An 18,333-nucleotide genomic window follows, 5' to 3' on the forward strand; every position below is an offset into this window, starting at 1 on the left:
TTCGCAGATTCACAGATTCACAGATTTACGCCTACTTTCTCGAACACAGAGAAAATAAACGTCTGTGATGCTGTGGCATCCGTGAGAGATAAAACTATTAATGATCCCGAGCAGCAAAGGGAAGAAAGAGAGGAAACAGGAAGGGTAAATCTGTCATTTGTTGTGCCAATCGTGTCAGTATGTGATTTTTGGCACGGTTTTCGTATAATGAGTGTCGGATGCCTGCAAGGGCATTTTACGAACCGATAAGTTTAAAATTATAAAATACATACGATTATGACAATTAAACCATTAGCAGACAGAGTGCTCGTTCTCCCGATTGAGGCAGAACAGAAAGTAGGTGGAATCATTATTCCAGACACGGCAAAGGAAAAGCCACAGCGTGGCAAGGTTATCGCAGTAGGCAACGGCACAAAGGATGAGGAAATGATTCTCAAACCGGGCGACGAGGTGTTCTACGGTAAGTATGCCGGCACTGAAATCGAAAACGAAGGAACAAAGTATCTGATGATGCGTCAGAGCGACGTGTTGGCAGTAGTGGAGGAAGGAAGGAGTTAGTTCTGGGGAGTTAAGGAGTTAAAGGGAGTTAGAAGGAGTTAAAGACATCACTGATGAGAAGGAGGGAAAGGAGAAAGAAGTCAAAGGAAGTTAGAGGGAGTTAAGGACATTACCATCGTGTGGTGAGAGGCTCAGAATTAACTCCTTATATTATTAAGGAAAGGGTAAGGAAAGGGAATAAAAGTTCAAAGATATAGGAATTCAAAATCTACGACATACAGAACTATTGTCTTTAACTCCCTTTGACTCCTTTAACTCCTTTAACTTCAAAAAAAACTCCCTTAACTCCCCAAAATAACATTTAAACAAATAAACATCAAAATACAATGGCTAAAGATATTAAATTCAACAAAGATGCACGTGAGTTGCTCAAGAGTGGTGTAGACCAGTTAGCAAACGCAGTAAAGGTAACACTCGGCCCTAAGGGTCGCAATGTAGTAATCGGCAAGAAGTTCGGTGCGCCACAAATTACCAAGGACGGCGTGAGCGTTGCCAAGGAAATTGAACTGGAAGACAATTTCGAGAACGCAGGAGCACAGCTCGTGAAGAGCGTGGCAAGCAAGACCGGCGACGATGCCGGCGACGGTACAACAACGGCTACCATACTTACGCAGGCTATCGTGAACGAAGGCTTGAAGAATGTTGCTGCCGGTGCCAACCCTATGGACCTGAAGCGCGGTATTGACAAGGCGGTAAACAAGGTTGTTGAATACATCAAGAGCAGTGCCGAACTCGTTGGCGACAACTACGACAAGATAGAGCAGGTGGCTACCGTGAGTGCCAACAACGACCCGGAAATCGGAAAGCTCCTTGCCGACGCTATGCGCAAGGTTTCAAAGGACGGCGTTATCACTATCGAGGAAAGCAAGACTCGCGACACTACCATCGAGGTTGTGGAGGGTATGCAGTTCGACCGTGGCTACCTTTCAGGCTATTTCGTAACAGATACCGACAAGATGGAGGCATTGATGGAGAATCCTTATATTCTCATCTACGACAAGAAGATTTCAAACGTAAAGGACTTCCTGCCTATCCTTCAGCCTGCTGCCGAGAGTGGCCGTCCGTTGCTCGTTATTGCAGAAGACGTTGATTCAGAGGCATTGACAACATTGGTGGTAAACCGTCTGCGCGCAGGCTTGAAGATTTGCGCCGTGAAGGCTCCGGGCTTCGGTGACCGTCGCAAGGCTATGCTTGAAGACATTGCCGTGCTCACAGGTGGCGTTGTCATCAGCGAAGAGAAGGGACTGACTTTGGAGCAGGCTACACTCGAAATGTTGGGTACAGCCAAGAAAGTTACCGTTTCAAAGGATTTCACAACCATCGTCGATGGTGCAGGCTCAAAGGAAAACATTGCAGAGCGTGTAAATCAGATTAAGAGCGAGATCGCCAACACAAAGAGCACATACGACAAAGAAAAACTTCAGGAGCGTCTGGCTAAGCTCGCAGGTGGCGTTGCCGTGCTCTACGTAGGTGCCAACTCTGAAGTGGAAATGAAGGAGAAGAAAGACCGTGTGGACGACGCATTGTGTGCAACACGTGCGGCAACGGAAGAAGGCGTTGTTGTGGGTGGTGGCACTACTTACATCCGTGCTCAGGAGTCTCTCGTAGACCTCAAGGGCGAGAACAACGACGAGCAGACTGGTATCAACATCGTTTGCCGTGCCATCGAAGAGCCATTGCGCCAGATTATTGCAAATGCAGGCGGCGAAGGCGCAGTAGTAGTGAACAAGGTGCGCGAGGGCAAGGGCGACTTCGGCTATAACGCCCGCCGCGACCAATACGAAGACCTCCGTGCAGCTGGTGTTATCGACCCTGCAAAGGTGGCTCGCGTGGCACTCGAGAATGCTGCCTCCATCGCAGGTATGTTCCTCACAACGGAATGCGTCATCATAGACAAGCCGGAGGAAATGCCGGCAATGCCTGCTAATCCGGGAATGGGCGGTATGATGTAAGCCGTAGACGGAAAGAATATAATAATATGATATAAGCCGTAGACAGCGGAAAGAATACAACAAACAGAAGGGGAAGATGCCGAATGGCGTCTTCCCCTTTTCAGTTTGAAGCTGACAGAAGTAAATGATGCTATCTTCAGCCAAGATTCTATGTGTAGCTAAGATTCTGTGTCAGCTAAGATTCTGTGTGCAGCTAAGATTCTATGCTCGGCGACGATCAGTCCTCCCACACGGAACCCCGCTTATAGCCCCACTCCGAAGACTCATTTCCCTCGTCGTCCGTTACGTCCCATTTCTTGCTCAATGCAGGTTCTGTTGCCGGGTCGTCGCTGATGCCGACTTGGGGCGAGCCTGCCATAATGCTTATGTGCATATCCAATTGCACAACGCTGATGCGGGGCTTTTCATATTGTTTCTTTTCCATATTGTCGTATCGATTTATCCAGTATGATTATTTCTTCAACACTTTCTTTCCGTTGCCGATGTAGATGCCCTTGGCTGACCTTCGAGCGAGGTGCCTATGTAGCGTCCGTTGAGGTCGTAGTAGCGCACGGTGCCGGTGCCGTCGGTGGTCTCGATGGTGCTGATGCCGGTTGTGGTCTCGTCGTCGAACTCCAATGAGAAGGGCTTGCTCTCCACCATTTCCCGCATAATGGAAAAATAGGCACGGTAAGGCGGAATCACTACGTTGGCGTTCGTTTCCGTTACCTTGTGGAACTTGCCGTCGCTCTGCAATATATAGGCATTGGCAGCTACTGCCTCGGCATTGCTCATACCTGCATAGGTGGCACACCATTTCACGTAATCACTTGCCACTTTGAGGAACTTTTCCGGGTCTGCCTTGAAAGGTCTTTCGGGTTCTGCCTTTACGGTGATGTCGCTCATCCGGAGTTCGTGGGCATCAGACTTCGGCACGAAGAGATAAGGCTTGTAGGCCTCGTAATGTTCGCCCGACGCAAGGGCTACTTCCTTGAAGCGGGCCGTGCTGGCTTCCTCGTTCACGGCGGCGAGGGCGTATGCCTTTCCCTCTCTGTGCCAGTCGAAAGGCAGCGTTACGGTGGAAGGCTTCCCGGCAGCGAGGCTGCGCTTCAGCGTGGCATCGGCGGCATAGAAGTCCAGTCCCACGGGCAGGTAGCCATTTGCCTCGAAGGAATGGCAATACCACGTCTGCCCGTCTTTGTTCCAATACACATAGTTCGTCTGCTTCCCGGGCTGATAAAGCTCCGGCATCTCGCCCAACGGCTGCGCCCAGTAGCACTTGTCGGTACGGTCGGCTTGGAGGCACTTCGCCACGTAGCCGTTCTTGAGCTGCTTCTCCGTTACCCGTATGCCCTGCTGCGCGCCACAGGCGTTGAGATAGTAGCAGCCGTTGAAAGTGGTGTTCTCGGCAAAGGTCTTCGACCACGTATGCCCATTGCCGCTGCCGAGGTAGAGACAGTTGTTCAGGGTGCATTTGCCTGCCTGATCGCACACGAATCCTGCCACCTTTCGCCTGCCTTTTTCCGTGGTGGCAGTAATCCTGCCTTTTACGATGCAGTCGCTCATCGTGGCACTGGCAGGGCCGCGTACGCATTGCACCATACCCGACGCAGCGCAATAGCCCTTGTCATAGCTGCTCGTGATGTCCACTTCGCTGACGCAGTTGGAAAGGGTGGTTGTGCCATACAAATCGAGGATCATTCCAGCCAGCCACGCTCCTGCCGACGTTATCTGTCCCTTGACGTGCAGGTTCTTGACGGTGGCACTTTCCACACATTGGATAGGGGCAACGTTGTTTTTATCGCCGGTATTCCAGTTGATGGAGAGCGTATGTCCCTGTCCGTCCAATGTGCCGCCATAGCGATGGTTAGTCGAGCCGAGCATCCAGAGGTTGCTGCCGAGGTCGATGTTCCCCGTCAGCCTGTCGTTGAGGCGGGTCTGGCCGTTGTCCACGAGGTCGCAGAATGTCTTCCGGTTTTCCTTCGTGGCAATCTCGTAGGCATCCTTTTCGGTAATGGTAGCCTTTACCGTGAGGTCGCCGCTTACGGTGGTGGAGGCAGAGAAGTCGTCGGCAAAGGCGAGCGTATAGAAATGGCGGGCATCGTATTCGCTGCCGAGGATTTCCTGTATGGTGGGCAACGCTCCGAAGAAGCCCCTGCCCGAGGTGGCATAGCGCGATGCCCTTGCCTTGCCGTTGTAGGCGAAGTCCACCTTATGCACCCGTTTCGCGGCATCGGAGGTGAGCTGCGGCTCGCTGTCGGAGCCGAGGGTCTGCCCCCATATCTTATCCCCACGCCTGTTCTGAAGCAGATATGCCACCTCGCCGTTCCTGAGCTGTTCGGCAGTTACGAGCGTGCCTCGCGGCATGCCACAGGCGTTGAGGTAGTAGCAGTTGCTGAGCTTGGCGTTCTCTCCGAATGTATGGCCCGAGTCGTCGGCATTGTTGCTGCCGGTGTACAGGCTGTTGCTGATGGTGCAGGTGCCTTCGTTGCTAAAGACGAAACCTACCCAGTCTTTTTTAGCGTTGCTATTTGTCGCCTTGAACGTGCCGGACACCTTGCAATCAGTGATGGTAGCGCGTCCGTATTTGCCAACAGACCAAATCAGTCCTGAAGACTGGACTATGCCAGACCCAGGAACTGTTATATCAACGCTGCTGGTGCAGTTGGAAATCGTAGACGCGCCGTGGACAGCATTCACCAATCCGGCAACAGTTCCCCCTCTTGCAGTAATCTCTCCCTTTATATGCAGATTCTTGATGGTGGCATCCGACACAGTTCCAAATGGGACTACGAATGAGTCTTCGAAATCCCATTTTAAGATGAGACTATGCCCGTTGCCGTCGAATATCCCGGCATATTCATTCCTGGCTCCCACCATCGCAGACCAGTCCTCAAGCGTGATGTCGGCTTCGAGGCGGGCGTTGAGGCGGGTCATACGCTTGTTGTTTACGAGATGGGCAAAGAGCTTCCACTCGTTGAAGTCCTTGATGAGCACCGTGCCTTGGGCGTCGGAGCGCACGACGGCGAACTCCCTCGAGAGAGAGGCTGCCTCGTATATGCCGTTCTGTGTCTGGCTGATGGTGATGGTGGCAATGCCGGGTGTGCCGCCGTAGGTGAGCTTGCCGGTGCTCGACGATCCTTCCAGAACAGCATTGTTGCTGCTGCTGATGCTGCATCCTTGGTTCTTGTGGCTGTAGGGGTGGCCGCTTTCGGTGGTCATCTTCACATAGTCGTAGAAGGAAGCGAAGTCGTCGCCCTTTCTCCTTCCTTTGGTAAAGAAAACATCGTCGTCGTTCGTGGGCGTGAATATCGGCCGGTAGCGTTTCACGTTAATGACCGTACTGCACTCTTGCTTGGGATGTATGGCTGTGGCGGCATAGGTGGCAATGATCGTAGCCTTGCCGGGGGAATTGAATTTTACCCTGCCAGTGTAGTCTACCGATGCCACGCCATCATTGGTGCTCCTGAAGCTGACGTGGCCACGATGTTTGCCGTTTTGGAGCGAAGGTCTTATGTCGTCGTCTAAGATGTAGACGTCGTACTGTCCCTGATCGAATCTCACGCGGGCTTCCTGTACGTAAAGCACCTTGTACCGCGCAAACTCCACTTGCTTGCTCGCGGAGAGCGTGATGCTGTTGTCGGTAGCATCGGAGCACTCGATTCCCTTCGAGCCGTCGCCCTTGTAGGCTTTATTTGAGGTGCAGGTGAGCGAGGAAGCGTTATCCAGCTGCTCCTCGATGTAGAAAGCGCGCACGCGGTAGCCCGGTTTGCAGGTGATGGTTACGGTAGAGCCTTCTTTCATTTCCCAGTTACGGTTGCCGGCAAACAAAGCCGGACCTGTCTTGCAATTGCTCCACGATACGGTAACGATGCCGTCTCTGGAGGTACGGGTTCCCTCTACTTCTTTTTTGCCGCGGTCGCTGGCATACCAAGTGTCAAGGTAGCCCCACGCCGGCGCAGTCAGCACGAGGGCGAAGAGGAAGAGGCATAGCCTCTGGATGATGTTCTGTTGTTTCATTTTATTGATAAGATAGTATAGTATTTCCATTTGGGGTTGATAAGAGGGGGGACGCCCCACGAGTGAACGCCCCCCCAGACACGATAAAATTAGTAAGTTAAGGGTTATCGTCTTCGGGCTGGCTGGGCGTGTTGCCGTCCTTTTCCTTCTCTTCGTGGATGATGATGCGCTGCACGCCCTTTGCCTGAGCAAGCATCTCCTGCTTGGGGAAGAACTGTATGCGCGGCGTCTTGAGTGTCTCGGCTTTCACGTCTTCCTCTTTCTCCACGCGCTTGGCCGTGGAGATGACCTTGAAGGAGCCGAGGTCGGCGAGGTCTACGGTGCGGCCGCTGAACATTTCCTCGCGCACGATTTCGGCGAGTGCCGTGATTGCCGAGCGCACGTCGGCACGCGAGAGGGCGGTGAGGTTGATGATACGGTCTTCTACCTGCTTGGAGGTAATCTCGTCCTGTGCGACGGGTGCGGCATAATACATCGTCTTGCCTTTCTTTGCACCGATTCGCATCACTTCGGATTTAACTTTGTACGTAATCATAACTTTAAAGTTTTTATTAGGTGTATAATATATTAAGGTGGGAAGCACGCCTTGGTGCTTTCCCGATGCTTTCTTTCCGTTCTCCAACAGTCGCTTTCATCGTTCCTTAGGAAGCCCTTTAGTCGTTCCTTAGGGATCGCTTCGGTCGTTCCTTAGGGATCGCTTCGGTCGTTCCTTAGGAAGCCCTTTAGTCGTTCCTTGGGAATCGTTTCGGCCGTTCCTCGGAGGGCTTTTCTGCCGTTGTCTTCAGCGCAATCTTTCCCTTGGCGAAGATGATTGACGGCGCAAAAATAAGAAAATACATTTTTCCGCTATAAGATTTATCAGGAAAATGGCTTGTTTTGGGCATAATTGCACGTCTAAAAACTCTAAAACGGGTCTAAAAAAGTCTAAAAAAGGCGTTTTATGCCGAAGATAAATGCGTTTTGTTGCAGGCGTCGTCCAACAGGCGAGACGGCAGAGGGAGGTCTGCCCATTCATTGGGGAGGAACGGCAGAACGGAGAGAGGGCAAGCAAGTTATTCGTGTTTTTGATGCGTATCTCCTATCTTTTTGCTACCTTTGCGCTATGAAGCTAAAAATAAACTGGAAAATGTTCTTGGTGTTCTTCATCGTGATTGGAGGACTCTATTATCTCACGCGAAACGTGTGGGTTGCGGCAGGCATTATGGTGCTGCTGTTGCTTGCAGACGGACTTATCCGTCAGTATGAACTGAAGAAGAAAGGCGAAAGGCAGGCAGAGGAGATTCTGAAAGGTCTGACGGAGAAGGAAGAGAAGGAGGGGGAGGAAGAGGAGAAATAGATTCCCCAATCCCCCTGATGGCAGAAAATTGATGCGCAAATGGAAAAACTCATTGAATTATACAGGAAGTGGGCGGGCAAGGCTCCCCAGAACATAGAGAAACTTGCCGGGGCAGGCAGCAACCGGAGCTATTTCCGGCTGACCGACGACGGAGGAAGAACCGTCGTGGGCGTGATTGGCACGAGCAGGGACGAGAACCACGCCTTCATCTATCTTGCAAGGCATTTCACGAAACGGCAGCTGCCCGTTCCGGAAATCCTCGCCGTGGCTGACGACGAGACACGCTATCTGCAAACCGACCTCGGAAACACTTCGCTCTTCGACGCCATACGCGGGGGAAGGGAGGCAGGGGGACGGTACAACCTTGCCGAACAGGAACTGCTGCGCAAAGCCGTGAGGGAACTGCCGAACATTCAGCTCAGGGGGGCGAGGGGACTGGACTACGCCAACTGCTATCCTCAGCCGGAGTTCGATCAGGAGAGCGTGCTGTTCGACCTGAACTACTTCAAGTACTGTTTCCTGAAAGCAACGGAGCTTGATTTCCACGAACTGAAGCTCGAGGCGAACTTCCGTATGTTTGCCAAGGACCTGACTTCCGAACCGATGGAGGCTTTCCTCTACCGCGATTTTCAGGCGCGCAACATTATGCTCGACGAAGACCTGAACCCACAGTTCATTGACTTTCAAGGGGGGCGCAAAGGGCCTTACTATTACGACCTCGCCTCGTTTCTCTGGCAGGCAAGCGCAAAGTATTCGTTCAAGCTGCGCCGCGAACTGGTGTTTGAATACTACAACAGCCTGAAGCATTTTACCGAAGTTCCGTCAAAGCGTCATTTCGTGAACCGACTTTCGCTCTTCGTCCTTTTCCGTCTGCTGCAAGTGCTCGGAGCTTACGGCTTCCGCGGCTATTTTGAACGGAAGAGGCACTTCATCGACTCCATTCCGCCTGCAATCCAGAACATCAGGGACATATTGCAGTTGGGCGAAGAGGTGTTCCCCTACCCCTATATGATGGATATGCTGAAACGGCTGACGGAACTGCCGCAGTTCGCACTTATCGAGCAGCCGGCTCTCAATCGTTCAGATGGATACAAGGTGGCAGAAAAGGACATTTACATGGCAAATCCACTCGACGGCCCTGCCACTTTCTCGAAATATGACGGCAAAGGTCCGTTGGTAGTGCGTGTATTCAGTTTCTCCTTCAAGAAAGGCATCCCTGAAGATACATCGGGCAACGGCGGAGGATATGTATTCGACTGCCGAAGTACGCACAACCCCGGACGCTACGAACCTTATAAGCAAATCACAGGACTTGACGAAGCCGTCATCCGATTTTTGGAAGACGACGGTGAAATCATAGAATTTCTCAAGCCCGTGTACAATTTGGCCGACCATCACGTAGAAAGATATATGCAACGAGGATTTACCGACCTGATGTTCAGTTTCGGCTGCACCGGAGGTCAGCATCGTTCCGTTTACAGCGCGCAGCACTTGGCTGAGCATCTGAACGAGAAATATGGCGTCGAGGTGCATATCACGCATCGGGAGCAGGGGATTGAACAGGTGCTGGAGGCGAAAAGATAGTTGAACGGAATCAAATAAACAGTATGATTCTGTTCAAACCTATCTGCTAATCTCCTGATTCTTTCCTTGTTAATTCATATAGAAATCAAGTAATAAACTATATCTATGAAACATCGTATATTCATTTTATTAGGCTTTCTCATAACTTTTAATAACTTAAAGGGACAAAACGGCTATACCGAAAGAGTACAGGAAGCACTTCAGACAATGTGGCAATCCGAAGATACGACAGGTTATAAGAAATCATTGGATATGCTTGAAGAAGCATTTGTCACTTATCCTGACAGCATAGAGGGCTCAGGACTTTACAAGGCTTCTGTGTTGGCATCAGAATTACACTATAATGACAAGGCTTTCAAGTATCTGGAAAACCTCCTTAAACTCAAAAAGGATAATTATGGTTCGCCGTGTTGGACTTATATTGTCGGTAAATATCCTGAAAATGAATATAAGAATCTGCTTTCCGACTTACGTTGGCAATCTCTTGTAGCGCAGGCTGAAAAGGAAAAAGCTGTTTTTTATCAAGCATTATCCATTGATGAAAAAGAGTTTTATCAGACAAAGAGCACGTCTTTCACGGAAAACAGGAATGGCAACCTTAGAGAGTTGTATGAAAAAATAAAACAATTTAATCCCTATTTACCGAAAATCAAACAAGATTATTCAATTGTCTTTACCATAAACGACAGCACTAAAACTTCTTTTCTCATTCATTTACCTTCCAATTATAACCCTGAAAAGAAATGTCCTTTATTGTTCTTCCTACACGGAGCAGTAAGAAACAATGCTCTCACAGACTTTCAAATGCCTGAATGGAATTTGAAAGACTGGAACAGATTCTATACAAAATATGCCGAAAAAGATGGTGTTGTCTTAGTATTTCCGAAAGCAGACCGAGAATACAATTGGATGATTCCCGACAAAGGTTTCTTTATGGTGCCTGAAATTCTGAAACTTATTAAGCGAGCAATAAATATCGACGATGCAAAAGTTTTTATAACAGGACATTCAAACGGAGCAACCGGCTCTTTTTCCTATATGATGAAGCAACCAAATTTCTTTGCAGCAGCTTATGGATTCAATACTTATCCGAAAGTTTTTACGGGAGGGACATTCATTGAAAATCTAACAAATAGAAGTTTCATAAGTTTCACGACAGATCAAGATTATTATTATCCGCCTCAAGCGAATGAAGATTTTACCAAGTTAATGCAAGAAACTGGACTGAATTATAAGGAATACAGATATAATGGTTACCCACATTGGTTCCCAGAATTCGACAAGTCGGAAGAAGCAGTAAAAATCCTGTTTGAAGATATTAAACAGAAAAAACGTCCTAAGTTCCCTTCTAATATCGTATGGGAATTTGACGACAATAAGTATGGAAATATAGATTGGCTTTCTGACATCTGTCTTGACACATTGAGATTACCTCAGAAATGGCATAAACTTTCTGCTAATTTCAAGATAAACAAATGGTTGAAATATAATGAGAAAGACAGTTTGGAAACAATTACCGTAGACAAAGAAGCATTCGATTTCCCAAGAAAATCAGGTAAGATCAAAGCAAGCTATCATAAAAACATCTTTCATATTGAAACGTCTTGTATTCAATCGTTCTGCATAAATCTATCACCAGAAATGATAGATATGAATAAAAAGATTAAAGTGTATGTAAATGGGAAGCAGCATTTTAATGATAAAGTTCTCTATAAGGAATCGTTTATGCTCGCAAATTTCGATAACAATAAAGACAGAGAACGAATTTGGGTAAATCAAATAAAAATATCTGTGGGCAAATGACATAGAATTACAGTTGTGGGGTTAAATATATTTTAAAAAGCTCCAATCTTTGCCGTCTGAAAATTAATTAGTAAATTTGCACGCATTAAAAAAGTAGATAATGCAATCAATGATTTTTGCAGCTGGACTCGGCACACGCCTTAAACCGCTTACGGACACAATGCCGAAAGCGTTGGTAAAGGTGGGCGGCCAGCCACTGATAGAACATACCATAAAGAGACTGAAAAATGCAGGTTGCGACCACACGGTTGTAAACGTACATCACTTTGCAAACCAAATCGTAGATTATCTGCACAAGCACAACTTCGGAATAGATGTTTCGATTTCAGACGAATCGGAGGAGCTTCTCGACACCGGCGGCGGTATCAGGAAGGCTTCTCCGCTTTTTGATTTGAGCCGTCCCATTCTCATTCACAACGTCGATATTCTCAGCAATGTGAACCTGAAGGATTTCTATGCACGTGCCGTTGCGAGAGAGAATGCCGAACCGATAGATGCGCTGCTGCTTGTGAGTGCGAGAAAGACGAAGCGTTACCTTATCTTTAACGATGAGATGCATCTCGTGGGATGGATGAACGTGGAGAATGGAGAGGTAAAATCTCCATTTGAAGAAGTGAAACGTCTCACTTTCACGCAGCCCTACGGCGAAAGCGCAACGAATCGACAGCACGGCTATCGGCTCTTTGCGTTCTCTGGCATTCACATTCTGAATCCATCCGTATTCAAGAAAATGGACGAATGCCCGAAGAAATTCCCGATAATGGATTTCTATCTGAAGTATGCCAAGGAACTGCAATTCAAGGGATATGCTAAAAACGACCTGCAACTTATGGATGTCGGCAAGATAGACACCTTGAAAGATGCAGAGGATTTTCTGATTTCCCAAAGTTCAAAAGACTGACGGCAGCAAGAAGAAGTTCCTCGAAAACAATACAGAAACAGCTGAGCCGTAGGGCAAAACAACCCGACAGGCTACATAAAGTTTAAAACAAAAACCTGCTAAGCCGTACCGGTTATTACATCCTCCTCGCTTTCGCGAAAGGATTTGTACGGACTTCAAGGCTTAAAAGCTAAATCATAAACAATTATGCAAAAGATTATCATCTTGGATTTTGGCTCACAAACCACGCAGCTGATCGGTCGTCGAGTGCGTGAAATGGATACATTTTGTGAGATTCTTCCATACAACAAGTTTCCAAAGGACGATCCGTCCGTCATTGGAGTCATCCTCTCGGGTTCCCCCTATTCGGTTCACGACCCTGAAGCATTCAAGGTTGATTTGAGTGAGTTTATTGGAAAGGTGCCGGTATTGGGTATCTGCTACGGTGCTCAGTTCATTTCACACTCTAATGGAGGCAAGGTAGAGCAGACTGGAACACGTGAGTATGGTCGTGCAAACCTCACAACAATAGACTTTGAAAATCCTTTGTTCAAGGGATTCGACAAAGATTCCCAAGTGTGGATGAGCCACGGCGACACGATTACTGCCATTCCGGAAGACTGCAAGATTATTGCTTCCACGGCTGACGTGAAGTTTGCATCTTACGCATCCATAAAGAATCCCCTGTGGGCAGTACAATTCCATCCGGAAGTTTTCCACTCATTGCAGGGCAAGACGCTCTTGAGGAACTTTGTTGTAGACATTTGTGGCAGCAAACAGGAATGGAGCGCGGCTTCCTATGTGGAAACAACCGTTCAGCAACTGAAAGAACAGCTCGGCAACGACCGTGTTATCCTCGGTCTTTCGGGCGGTGTGGACTCATCGGTATGTGCAACGCTCCTGAACCGTGCCATCGGTAAGAACCTTACCTGTATCTTCGTAGACCACGGTATGCTCCGCAAGAACGAGTTTACCAAGGTTTTGGAGGCTTACGAAGGATTGGGGCTGAACGTAATCGGCGTTGACGCATCCGAAAAATTCTTCAAGGATTTGGAAGGCGTAACCGATCCAGAGCAGAAGCGCAAGATTATCGGTCGCGACTTTGTGGAAGTATTCAATGCCGAAGCTAAGAAAATAACCGATGCAAAATGGTTGGCTCAAGGCACAATCTATCCCGACCGCATCGAAAGTCTGAGTATTACGGGTATGGTTATCAAGAGCCATCACAACGTTGGTGGGCTTCCAAAGGAAATGCACCTTCAGCTTTGCGAACCGCTCCAGTGGCTTTTCAAGGACGAAGTTCGCCGTGTGGGTTACGAACTCGGTATGCCCGAACGCCTCATCAAACGTCATCCGTTCCCCGGTCCCGGTCTTGCTGTTCGCATTTTGGGCGATATTACCCGTGAGAAAGTGCGCATTCTTCAGGATGCCGACGACATCTACATTGAGAATATGCACAACTACATCTGCGAAGACGGCGAACATCTCTACGACAAGATTTGGCAGGCTGGCGCAGTGCTGCTCTCATCAATCCGCAGCGTAGGCGTTATGGGCGACGAACGCACCTATGAACATCCCGTTGCACTCCGTGCCGTAACCAGTACCGACGCTATGACGGCCGACTGGGCACACCTCCCCTACGACTTTATGGCAAAGGTTTCAAACGAAATCATTAATAAGGTGAAGGGCGTAAATCGTGTTTGCTACGATATATCCTCAAAACCACCATCAACAATCGAATGGGAATAAGAAACACCTATATGCCGAAACAACAAAAAGGCTCAACGCAAATGCGTTGAGCCTTTTTGTTGTATAGATTTTTACTACTGACGATCAGATAGCTTTCAAATAGTATTTCTTCGTGCTGCCTTTAAATCAAGAACATAGAATATGCGCAGTACAGCAGAAATCTGTCGCCAGTTACTTTTTAATTACCTTGCGCGTAGTTCCGTCAGACATACGAACGATGTTCAATCCACGCTGCAATTCTGTCTGAAGTTTACCATCGGTGGAATAGACAGCCTTAATGGTAGCGTCCATAGATGCTGTTGTTGCTGAAATACCTGTTGCACTTTTCTTTGTGAAGTAGCCTTCAGGACTCGCCATCGCTACATCAACCTTGAGCCTATCATAGCCAACTTTGCCTTTGAGGTTCGTGCATCCCAAGAACATCTCCTTGGATTTGCCACACGTCCATTTGTCGTTGCAGATAATAGTAGTGATTCTGTCGCAACCTCTAAACATACTTTCCATATTCATTACTTTCGCAGTATTGAAGTTGGCAATGTCAAGCGTAACCAATCCAGCACAGTAAAGGAACATACTGTTCATATCGGTAACTTTCTCCGTGTTGAACTTCGAGAAATTAAAGACAGACACGCTCGAACAATAGAGGAACATACCACTCATATCTGTAACGTTGTCCGTATTCAGCTTTGAAACGTCGATAGATTTCAGTTTCTTGCAATAGTTGAACATATTGCTCATATTGGTAACTTTAGAGGTATTGAGATTTTCCAACCCTTTAATCTGCGTCATTTCCGTAAGACTGAAGAACCAATACTTGGTGCTTGTAGGCTGATAATTCTTGAATTGCTTGTCAAATACCACCTCAGTAGTTGTAGTATTCTCCTTCTCATAAGTCCCTGTCCAAGTTGGATAAGTATCGTATTTATCACTATGTGTAGCGTTGATTTCATACACGGTACCCGCTGCTTTCTGCTTCGCCTTGTCCTTGTCATAACGGAACGTGACAGTCTTTCCGTCTTTACTTTTCACTACATAAGCTTCCTGTGCCTTCAGTTGTGAGGCAAGGCGAACATCGCCACAGTCATAGCGAGGACGAATGTGATTAATGTCTTTTTTCTCATCTTTTTTAATGGTTTACATAAATTTACCCTATCGCACTGAATGGGTGAAAACCTCAAGCAACAAGCATACACAACAATTCCTTACCGCACTTTTTCTCTGTGCGCACAAGCACGTAATACTGCATTTCGCTGTTTGTTTCAACGTGGTCAGGTTCGATGGGTTTATTAAATCGGCTGCAATATTAATTATTTTTCCGAATATAACAAAGGGATGGATAAAAAATATTGCCATCTTCGTCCCCCCTCTCATTGATTTTTACGATTTTCAGACCTTAAATCTATCTCGATTTTACGAACAAACCTGTCCTCCTGTTGTCTTATTTCTATGAGTTCAGCCCTGTATTGAATTCAGATTATAAAGCTGTCATTTTGCGTAATTGAAGATGCGTTTTTAATTGACCGAAGAATGCCGTGCAATCTTCGCACATTTGCATTCCATTTTTGCGAAGATTGGAACGCATTCTTCGCAAGAATGGAAATAGGTAAATTACCTATTGATTTTCAAGTACTTACATTCGTTATCGATTACAGTTATACGACAATATTCGTAGCCGCTGAAAGATTGCGCTAATAAAACATATCCACAACACTATCGACATTAATAATCAGGGCGGTTGCTACAAATAATAATGGCGCATCAAAACGATGCGCCATCACTATATTGCTTATCTAATTCCCGAACGAGCAGGAATTGAGGAATTACTTGTTCTTCAACAAGTCGCGAATTTCGCCAAGGAGTTTTTCTTCGTTGCTTGGTTCTGCCGGAGCAGCAGGCTCTTCTTCCTTCTTTTTAGACAGGCTGTTCATCCCTTTAATCATCAGGAAGATACAGAATGCGATGATGAGGAAGTCGATTACGTTCTGGATAAACAGTCCGTAAGCAATCTTGGCATCACCAATCGTTGCAGACAGTTCCTTGAAATCTATTCCACCTGTTGCCATACCTACGAGTGGCATAATGATATCATCAACAAGTGAGGTTACAATCTTACCAAATGCACCACCGATGATCACACCGACAGCCATGTCCATAACATTGCCACGCACGGCAAATTCTTTGAATTCTTTAAGAAATCCCATAAACTTAATTTTTTAATCAAATGACTGCCGTCTGCACTATGAGCATTTGTCTTTCTCAATTTATTGCAAACTTGACTTTGCAATACGGCAAACCTGACCTTCATTTAATATTGTTTAATACTCAATTCGGTTGCAAATTTAAGAATAATTTTGTAACTTTGCACGTGAAAAGGTAAGAAAATTGATTCTTTCATAGAGATTTAGGATTTATATTATTCACTTTATAAAAAGTAAAAATCAAATGATTAAAATTGGTATTAACGGATTTGGCCGTATCGGTCGTTTCGTATTCCGCGCAAGTCTCGAAGGCGCAAACGCAAAGGAAGTACAGGTAGTAGGTATCAACGACCTCTGCCCGGTAGATTACCTCGCTTATATGCTGAAGTATGACACAATGCACGGTCAGTTCAATGGTACAATCGATTTCGACGTAGAGAAGTCTATTCTCATCGTTAATGGTAACGAAATTCGTGTAACTGCTGAGCGTAACCCGGCTGACTTGAAGTGGGATGCAATCGGTGCTGAGTATGTAGTAGAATCTACTGGTCTCTTCCTTTCAAAGGAAAAGTCTCAGGGACACATCGATGCAGGTGCTAAGTACGTTGTAATGTCTGCTCCTTCTAAGGACGACACTCCAATGTTCGTTTGTGGCGTTAATTTCGACAAGTACGAAAAGGGTACACAGTTCGTATCTAACGCTTCTTGCACAACCAACTGCTTGGCTCCTATCGCTAAGGTCTTGAACGATAAGTTCGGTATCTTGGACGGTTTGATGACAACTGTACACTCTACAACAGCTACACAGAAGACTGTTGATGGTCCGTCTTTGAAAGACTGGCGTGGTGGTCGTGCTGCTTCCGGCAACATTATCCCTTCTTCTACTGGTGCAGCTAAGGCAGTAGGCAAGGTTATTCCTGAATTGAACGGCAAACTGACAGGTATGTCTATGCGCGTTCCTACTTTGGACGTTTCTGTTGTAGACCTCACTGTAAACTTGGCTAAGCCTGCTAAGTACGACGAAATCTGCGCTGCTATGAAGGAAGCATCTGAAGGCGAAATGGCAGGTGTGCTCGGTTACACAGAAGACGCAGTAGTTTCTTCTGACTTCCTCGGCGACGCTCGCACATCAATCTTCGACGCTAAGGCTGGTATCGCTCTGACAGATACATTCGTTAAGGTTGTATCTTGGTACGACAACGAAATCGGTTACTCTAACAAGGTTGTTGAGTTGATCAAGCACATGGCAAAGGTTAATGGCTAATCAATTTTAGCATAAAACATATTAAAAGCCATTCGGTATGATGCCGAATGGCTTTTTTTTATTATTTTTGCCAATAAATGGAGAAGTTGATAACGATAATCGGTCCTACTGCAAGTGGAAAGACACCTTTTGCCGCTGCGTTGGCATCGCAAATCGGGGCTGAAATCATCAGTGCCGACAGCCGACAGGTGTATAGAAGAATGGATCTCGGTACGGGAAAAGACCTCGAAGACTACCTCGTAGATGGTGTAAAGATTCCCTATCATCTGATAGACATTGCCGAACCCGGCACCAAATACAACCTTTTCCAATATCAGCAGGACTTTCAGAATGTGTATTCTGCCTTGAAAGAGAGTGGGAAACCCACGATTCTCTGTGGAGGAACAGGGCTTTATGTAGAAGCTGTGCTGAAAGGATATGCACTTTCCCCAGTACCGCAAAACCCAAAGTTAAGGGAAGAATTAGCCGGAAAGTCGCTCATTGAACTGACAGAGATTCTCAAGGATTTGAAGGAACGCAACAAATCGGCTATGCACAATCGCACGGATGTTGATACAGCAAACCGTGCTATGCGAGCGATTGAGATTGAAACCTACGAATTGGAACACCCTACTCCCGACCGGCAGATGCCATCCGTCGATTCCGTCATCATCGGACTCGACATCGGCAGAGAAGAAAGGAGGCATAAAATCTCCTCACGCCTGAAGAAACGGATAGACGGAGGAATGGTAGATGAAGTGAAATCCTTGCTGGATTCAGGCATCCCGGCCGATGACTTGATTTATTATGGTCTTGAATACAAATTCCTGACACAGTACGTCATCGGACAGATAAGCTATGACGAGATGTACAGGTCGTTGGAAATAGCCATTCATCAGTTTGCCAAGAGGCAGATGACGTGGTTCAGAGGAATGGAACGGCGTGGTTTCAGGATTCATTGGATTGATGCAATGCTGCCGATGGACGAGAAGCTGAGGCTTGCAAAAGAAATAATACGTGAAACAAAATAA

14 protein-coding genes are annotated in these 18,333 nt (G+C 47.1%); 9 read left to right on the top strand and 5 right to left on the bottom strand.

What is annotated here, in order from left to right; all coding sequences use genetic code 11:
* Positions 1 to 276 precede the first annotated feature (276 nt).
* Both groES and groL read left to right on the top strand, forming a co-directional pair.
* Positions 277 to 558: a co-chaperone GroES gene (gene groES / locus P150_RS0113470; protein ID WP_028898145.1), complete on the top strand. Its 282-nt coding sequence runs from the start codon at positions 277 to 279 to the stop codon at positions 556 to 558.
* 326 nt (positions 559 to 884) lie between these two features.
* Positions 885 to 2,510 (top strand): chaperonin GroEL, encoded by a 1,626-nt coding sequence (groL, locus tag P150_RS0113475; RefSeq protein ID WP_028898146.1) that lies wholly within the window; start codon positions 885 to 887, stop codon positions 2,508 to 2,510.
* A 217-nt stretch (positions 2,511 to 2,727) separates the two neighbouring features.
* On the opposite strand, the gene P150_RS0113480 is transcribed toward groL, so the two are convergent.
* The 3 genes from P150_RS0113480 to P150_RS0113490 all read right to left on the bottom strand — a co-directional run bounded on the left by P150_RS0113480 (position 2,728) and on the right by P150_RS0113490 (position 7,044).
* Positions 2,728 to 2,934, bottom strand: a complete 207-nt coding sequence (locus P150_RS0113480; RefSeq protein WP_036932234.1) for a hypothetical protein — start codon at positions 2,932 to 2,934, stop codon at positions 2,728 to 2,730.
* Between the two features lie 35 nt (positions 2,935 to 2,969).
* The gene (locus tag P150_RS16580) at positions 2,970 to 6,509 is read right to left on the bottom strand and encodes an Ig-like domain-containing protein (RefSeq protein ID WP_051617643.1); all 3,540 of its coding nucleotides are present in this window, start codon (positions 6,507 to 6,509) and stop codon (positions 2,970 to 2,972) included.
* Between the two features lie 97 nt (positions 6,510 to 6,606).
* Positions 6,607 to 7,044 carry an HU family DNA-binding protein gene (locus P150_RS0113490; RefSeq protein ID WP_028898148.1) on the bottom strand — a complete coding sequence of 146 codons (438 nt, stop codon included), beginning with the start codon at positions 7,042 to 7,044 and terminating at the stop codon, positions 6,607 to 6,609.
* A gap of 405 nt (positions 7,045 to 7,449) precedes the next feature.
* On the opposite strand from P150_RS0113490, the gene P150_RS18215 reads away from it, so the two are divergent.
* From P150_RS18215 to guaA, 5 genes are all read left to right on the top strand, one after another.
* Positions 7,450 to 7,845 carry a hypothetical protein gene (locus P150_RS18215; RefSeq protein WP_369793326.1) on the top strand — a complete coding sequence of 132 codons (396 nt, stop codon included), beginning with the start codon at positions 7,450 to 7,452 and terminating at the stop codon, positions 7,843 to 7,845.
* Positions 7,846 to 7,884: 39 nt separating this feature from the next.
* Positions 7,885 to 9,429 carry an RNase adapter RapZ gene (locus P150_RS0113510; protein WP_028898150.1) on the top strand — a complete coding sequence of 515 codons (1,545 nt, stop codon included), beginning with the start codon at positions 7,885 to 7,887 and terminating at the stop codon, positions 9,427 to 9,429.
* A 105-nt stretch (positions 9,430 to 9,534) separates the two neighbouring features.
* Positions 9,535 to 11,232, top strand: coding sequence for an alpha/beta hydrolase-fold protein (locus P150_RS0113515; RefSeq protein WP_028898151.1), 1,698 nt, complete (start codon positions 9,535 to 9,537; stop codon positions 11,230 to 11,232).
* Positions 11,233 to 11,332: 100 nt separating this feature from the next.
* On the top strand, positions 11,333 to 12,133 hold the full coding sequence (locus P150_RS0113520) for a nucleotidyltransferase family protein (protein WP_028898152.1): 801 nt from the start codon (positions 11,333 to 11,335) through the stop codon (positions 12,131 to 12,133).
* 183 nt (positions 12,134 to 12,316) lie between these two features.
* Positions 12,317 to 13,861, top strand: a complete 1,545-nt coding sequence (gene guaA / locus P150_RS0113525) for a glutamine-hydrolyzing GMP synthase (RefSeq protein WP_028898153.1) — start codon at positions 12,317 to 12,319, stop codon at positions 13,859 to 13,861.
* A 171-nt stretch (positions 13,862 to 14,032) separates the two neighbouring features.
* Here the strand turns inward: guaA and P150_RS16585 are convergent, their stop codons facing one another.
* Together P150_RS16585 and mscL are read right to left on the bottom strand one after the other, a co-directional pair.
* Positions 14,033 to 14,890, bottom strand: coding sequence for a BspA family leucine-rich repeat surface protein (locus P150_RS16585; RefSeq protein WP_051617644.1), 858 nt, complete (start codon positions 14,888 to 14,890; stop codon positions 14,033 to 14,035).
* A 791-nt stretch (positions 14,891 to 15,681) separates the two neighbouring features.
* A complete protein-coding gene (mscL, locus tag P150_RS0113540; RefSeq protein ID WP_028898155.1) occupies positions 15,682 to 16,062 on the bottom strand; it encodes a large-conductance mechanosensitive channel protein MscL in 381 nt (126 codons plus the stop codon).
* Positions 16,063 to 16,303: 241 nt separating this feature from the next.
* On the opposite strand from mscL, the gene gap reads away from it, so the two are divergent.
* Both gap and miaA read left to right on the top strand, forming a co-directional pair.
* Positions 16,304 to 17,323: a type I glyceraldehyde-3-phosphate dehydrogenase gene (gene gap, locus P150_RS0113545; protein WP_028898156.1), complete on the top strand. Its 1,020-nt coding sequence runs from the start codon at positions 16,304 to 16,306 to the stop codon at positions 17,321 to 17,323.
* A gap of 77 nt (positions 17,324 to 17,400) precedes the next feature.
* Positions 17,401 to 18,333 carry a tRNA (adenosine(37)-N6)-dimethylallyltransferase MiaA gene (gene miaA / locus P150_RS0113550; protein ID WP_028898157.1) on the top strand — a complete coding sequence of 311 codons (933 nt, stop codon included), beginning with the start codon at positions 17,401 to 17,403 and terminating at the stop codon, positions 18,331 to 18,333.

Source organism: Prevotella sp. HUN102, from assembly GCF_000688375.1.
Lineage (GTDB): Bacteria > Bacteroidota > Bacteroidia > Bacteroidales > Bacteroidaceae > Prevotella.

Coding starts and splice junctions, on each gene's coding strand:
- mscL (WP_028898155.1), bottom strand. CDS start 16,062: ATGGGATTTCTTAAAGAATTCAAAGAATTTGCCGTGCGTGGCAATGTT.
- gap (WP_028898156.1), top strand. CDS start 16,304: ATGATTAAAATTGGTATTAACGGATTTGGCCGTATCGGTCGTTTCGTA.
- P150_RS0113520 (WP_028898152.1), top strand. CDS start 11,333: ATGCAATCAATGATTTTTGCAGCTGGACTCGGCACACGCCTTAAACCG.
- P150_RS0113515 (WP_028898151.1), top strand. CDS start 9,535: ATGAAACATCGTATATTCATTTTATTAGGCTTTCTCATAACTTTTAAT.
- P150_RS0113480 (WP_036932234.1), bottom strand. CDS start 2,934: ATGGAAAAGAAACAATATGAAAAGCCCCGCATCAGCGTTGTGCAATTG.
- miaA (WP_028898157.1), top strand. CDS start 17,401: ATGGAGAAGTTGATAACGATAATCGGTCCTACTGCAAGTGGAAAGACA.
- P150_RS0113490 (WP_028898148.1), bottom strand. CDS start 7,044: ATGATTACGTACAAAGTTAAATCCGAAGTGATGCGAATCGGTGCAAAG.
- P150_RS18215 (WP_369793326.1), top strand. CDS start 7,450: ATGCCGAAGATAAATGCGTTTTGTTGCAGGCGTCGTCCAACAGGCGAG.
- groES (WP_028898145.1), top strand. CDS start 277: ATGACAATTAAACCATTAGCAGACAGAGTGCTCGTTCTCCCGATTGAG.
- P150_RS16580 (WP_051617643.1), bottom strand. CDS start 6,509: ATGAAACAACAGAACATCATCCAGAGGCTATGCCTCTTCCTCTTCGCC.
- P150_RS0113510 (WP_028898150.1), top strand. CDS start 7,885: ATGGAAAAACTCATTGAATTATACAGGAAGTGGGCGGGCAAGGCTCCC.
- groL (WP_028898146.1), top strand. CDS start 885: ATGGCTAAAGATATTAAATTCAACAAAGATGCACGTGAGTTGCTCAAG.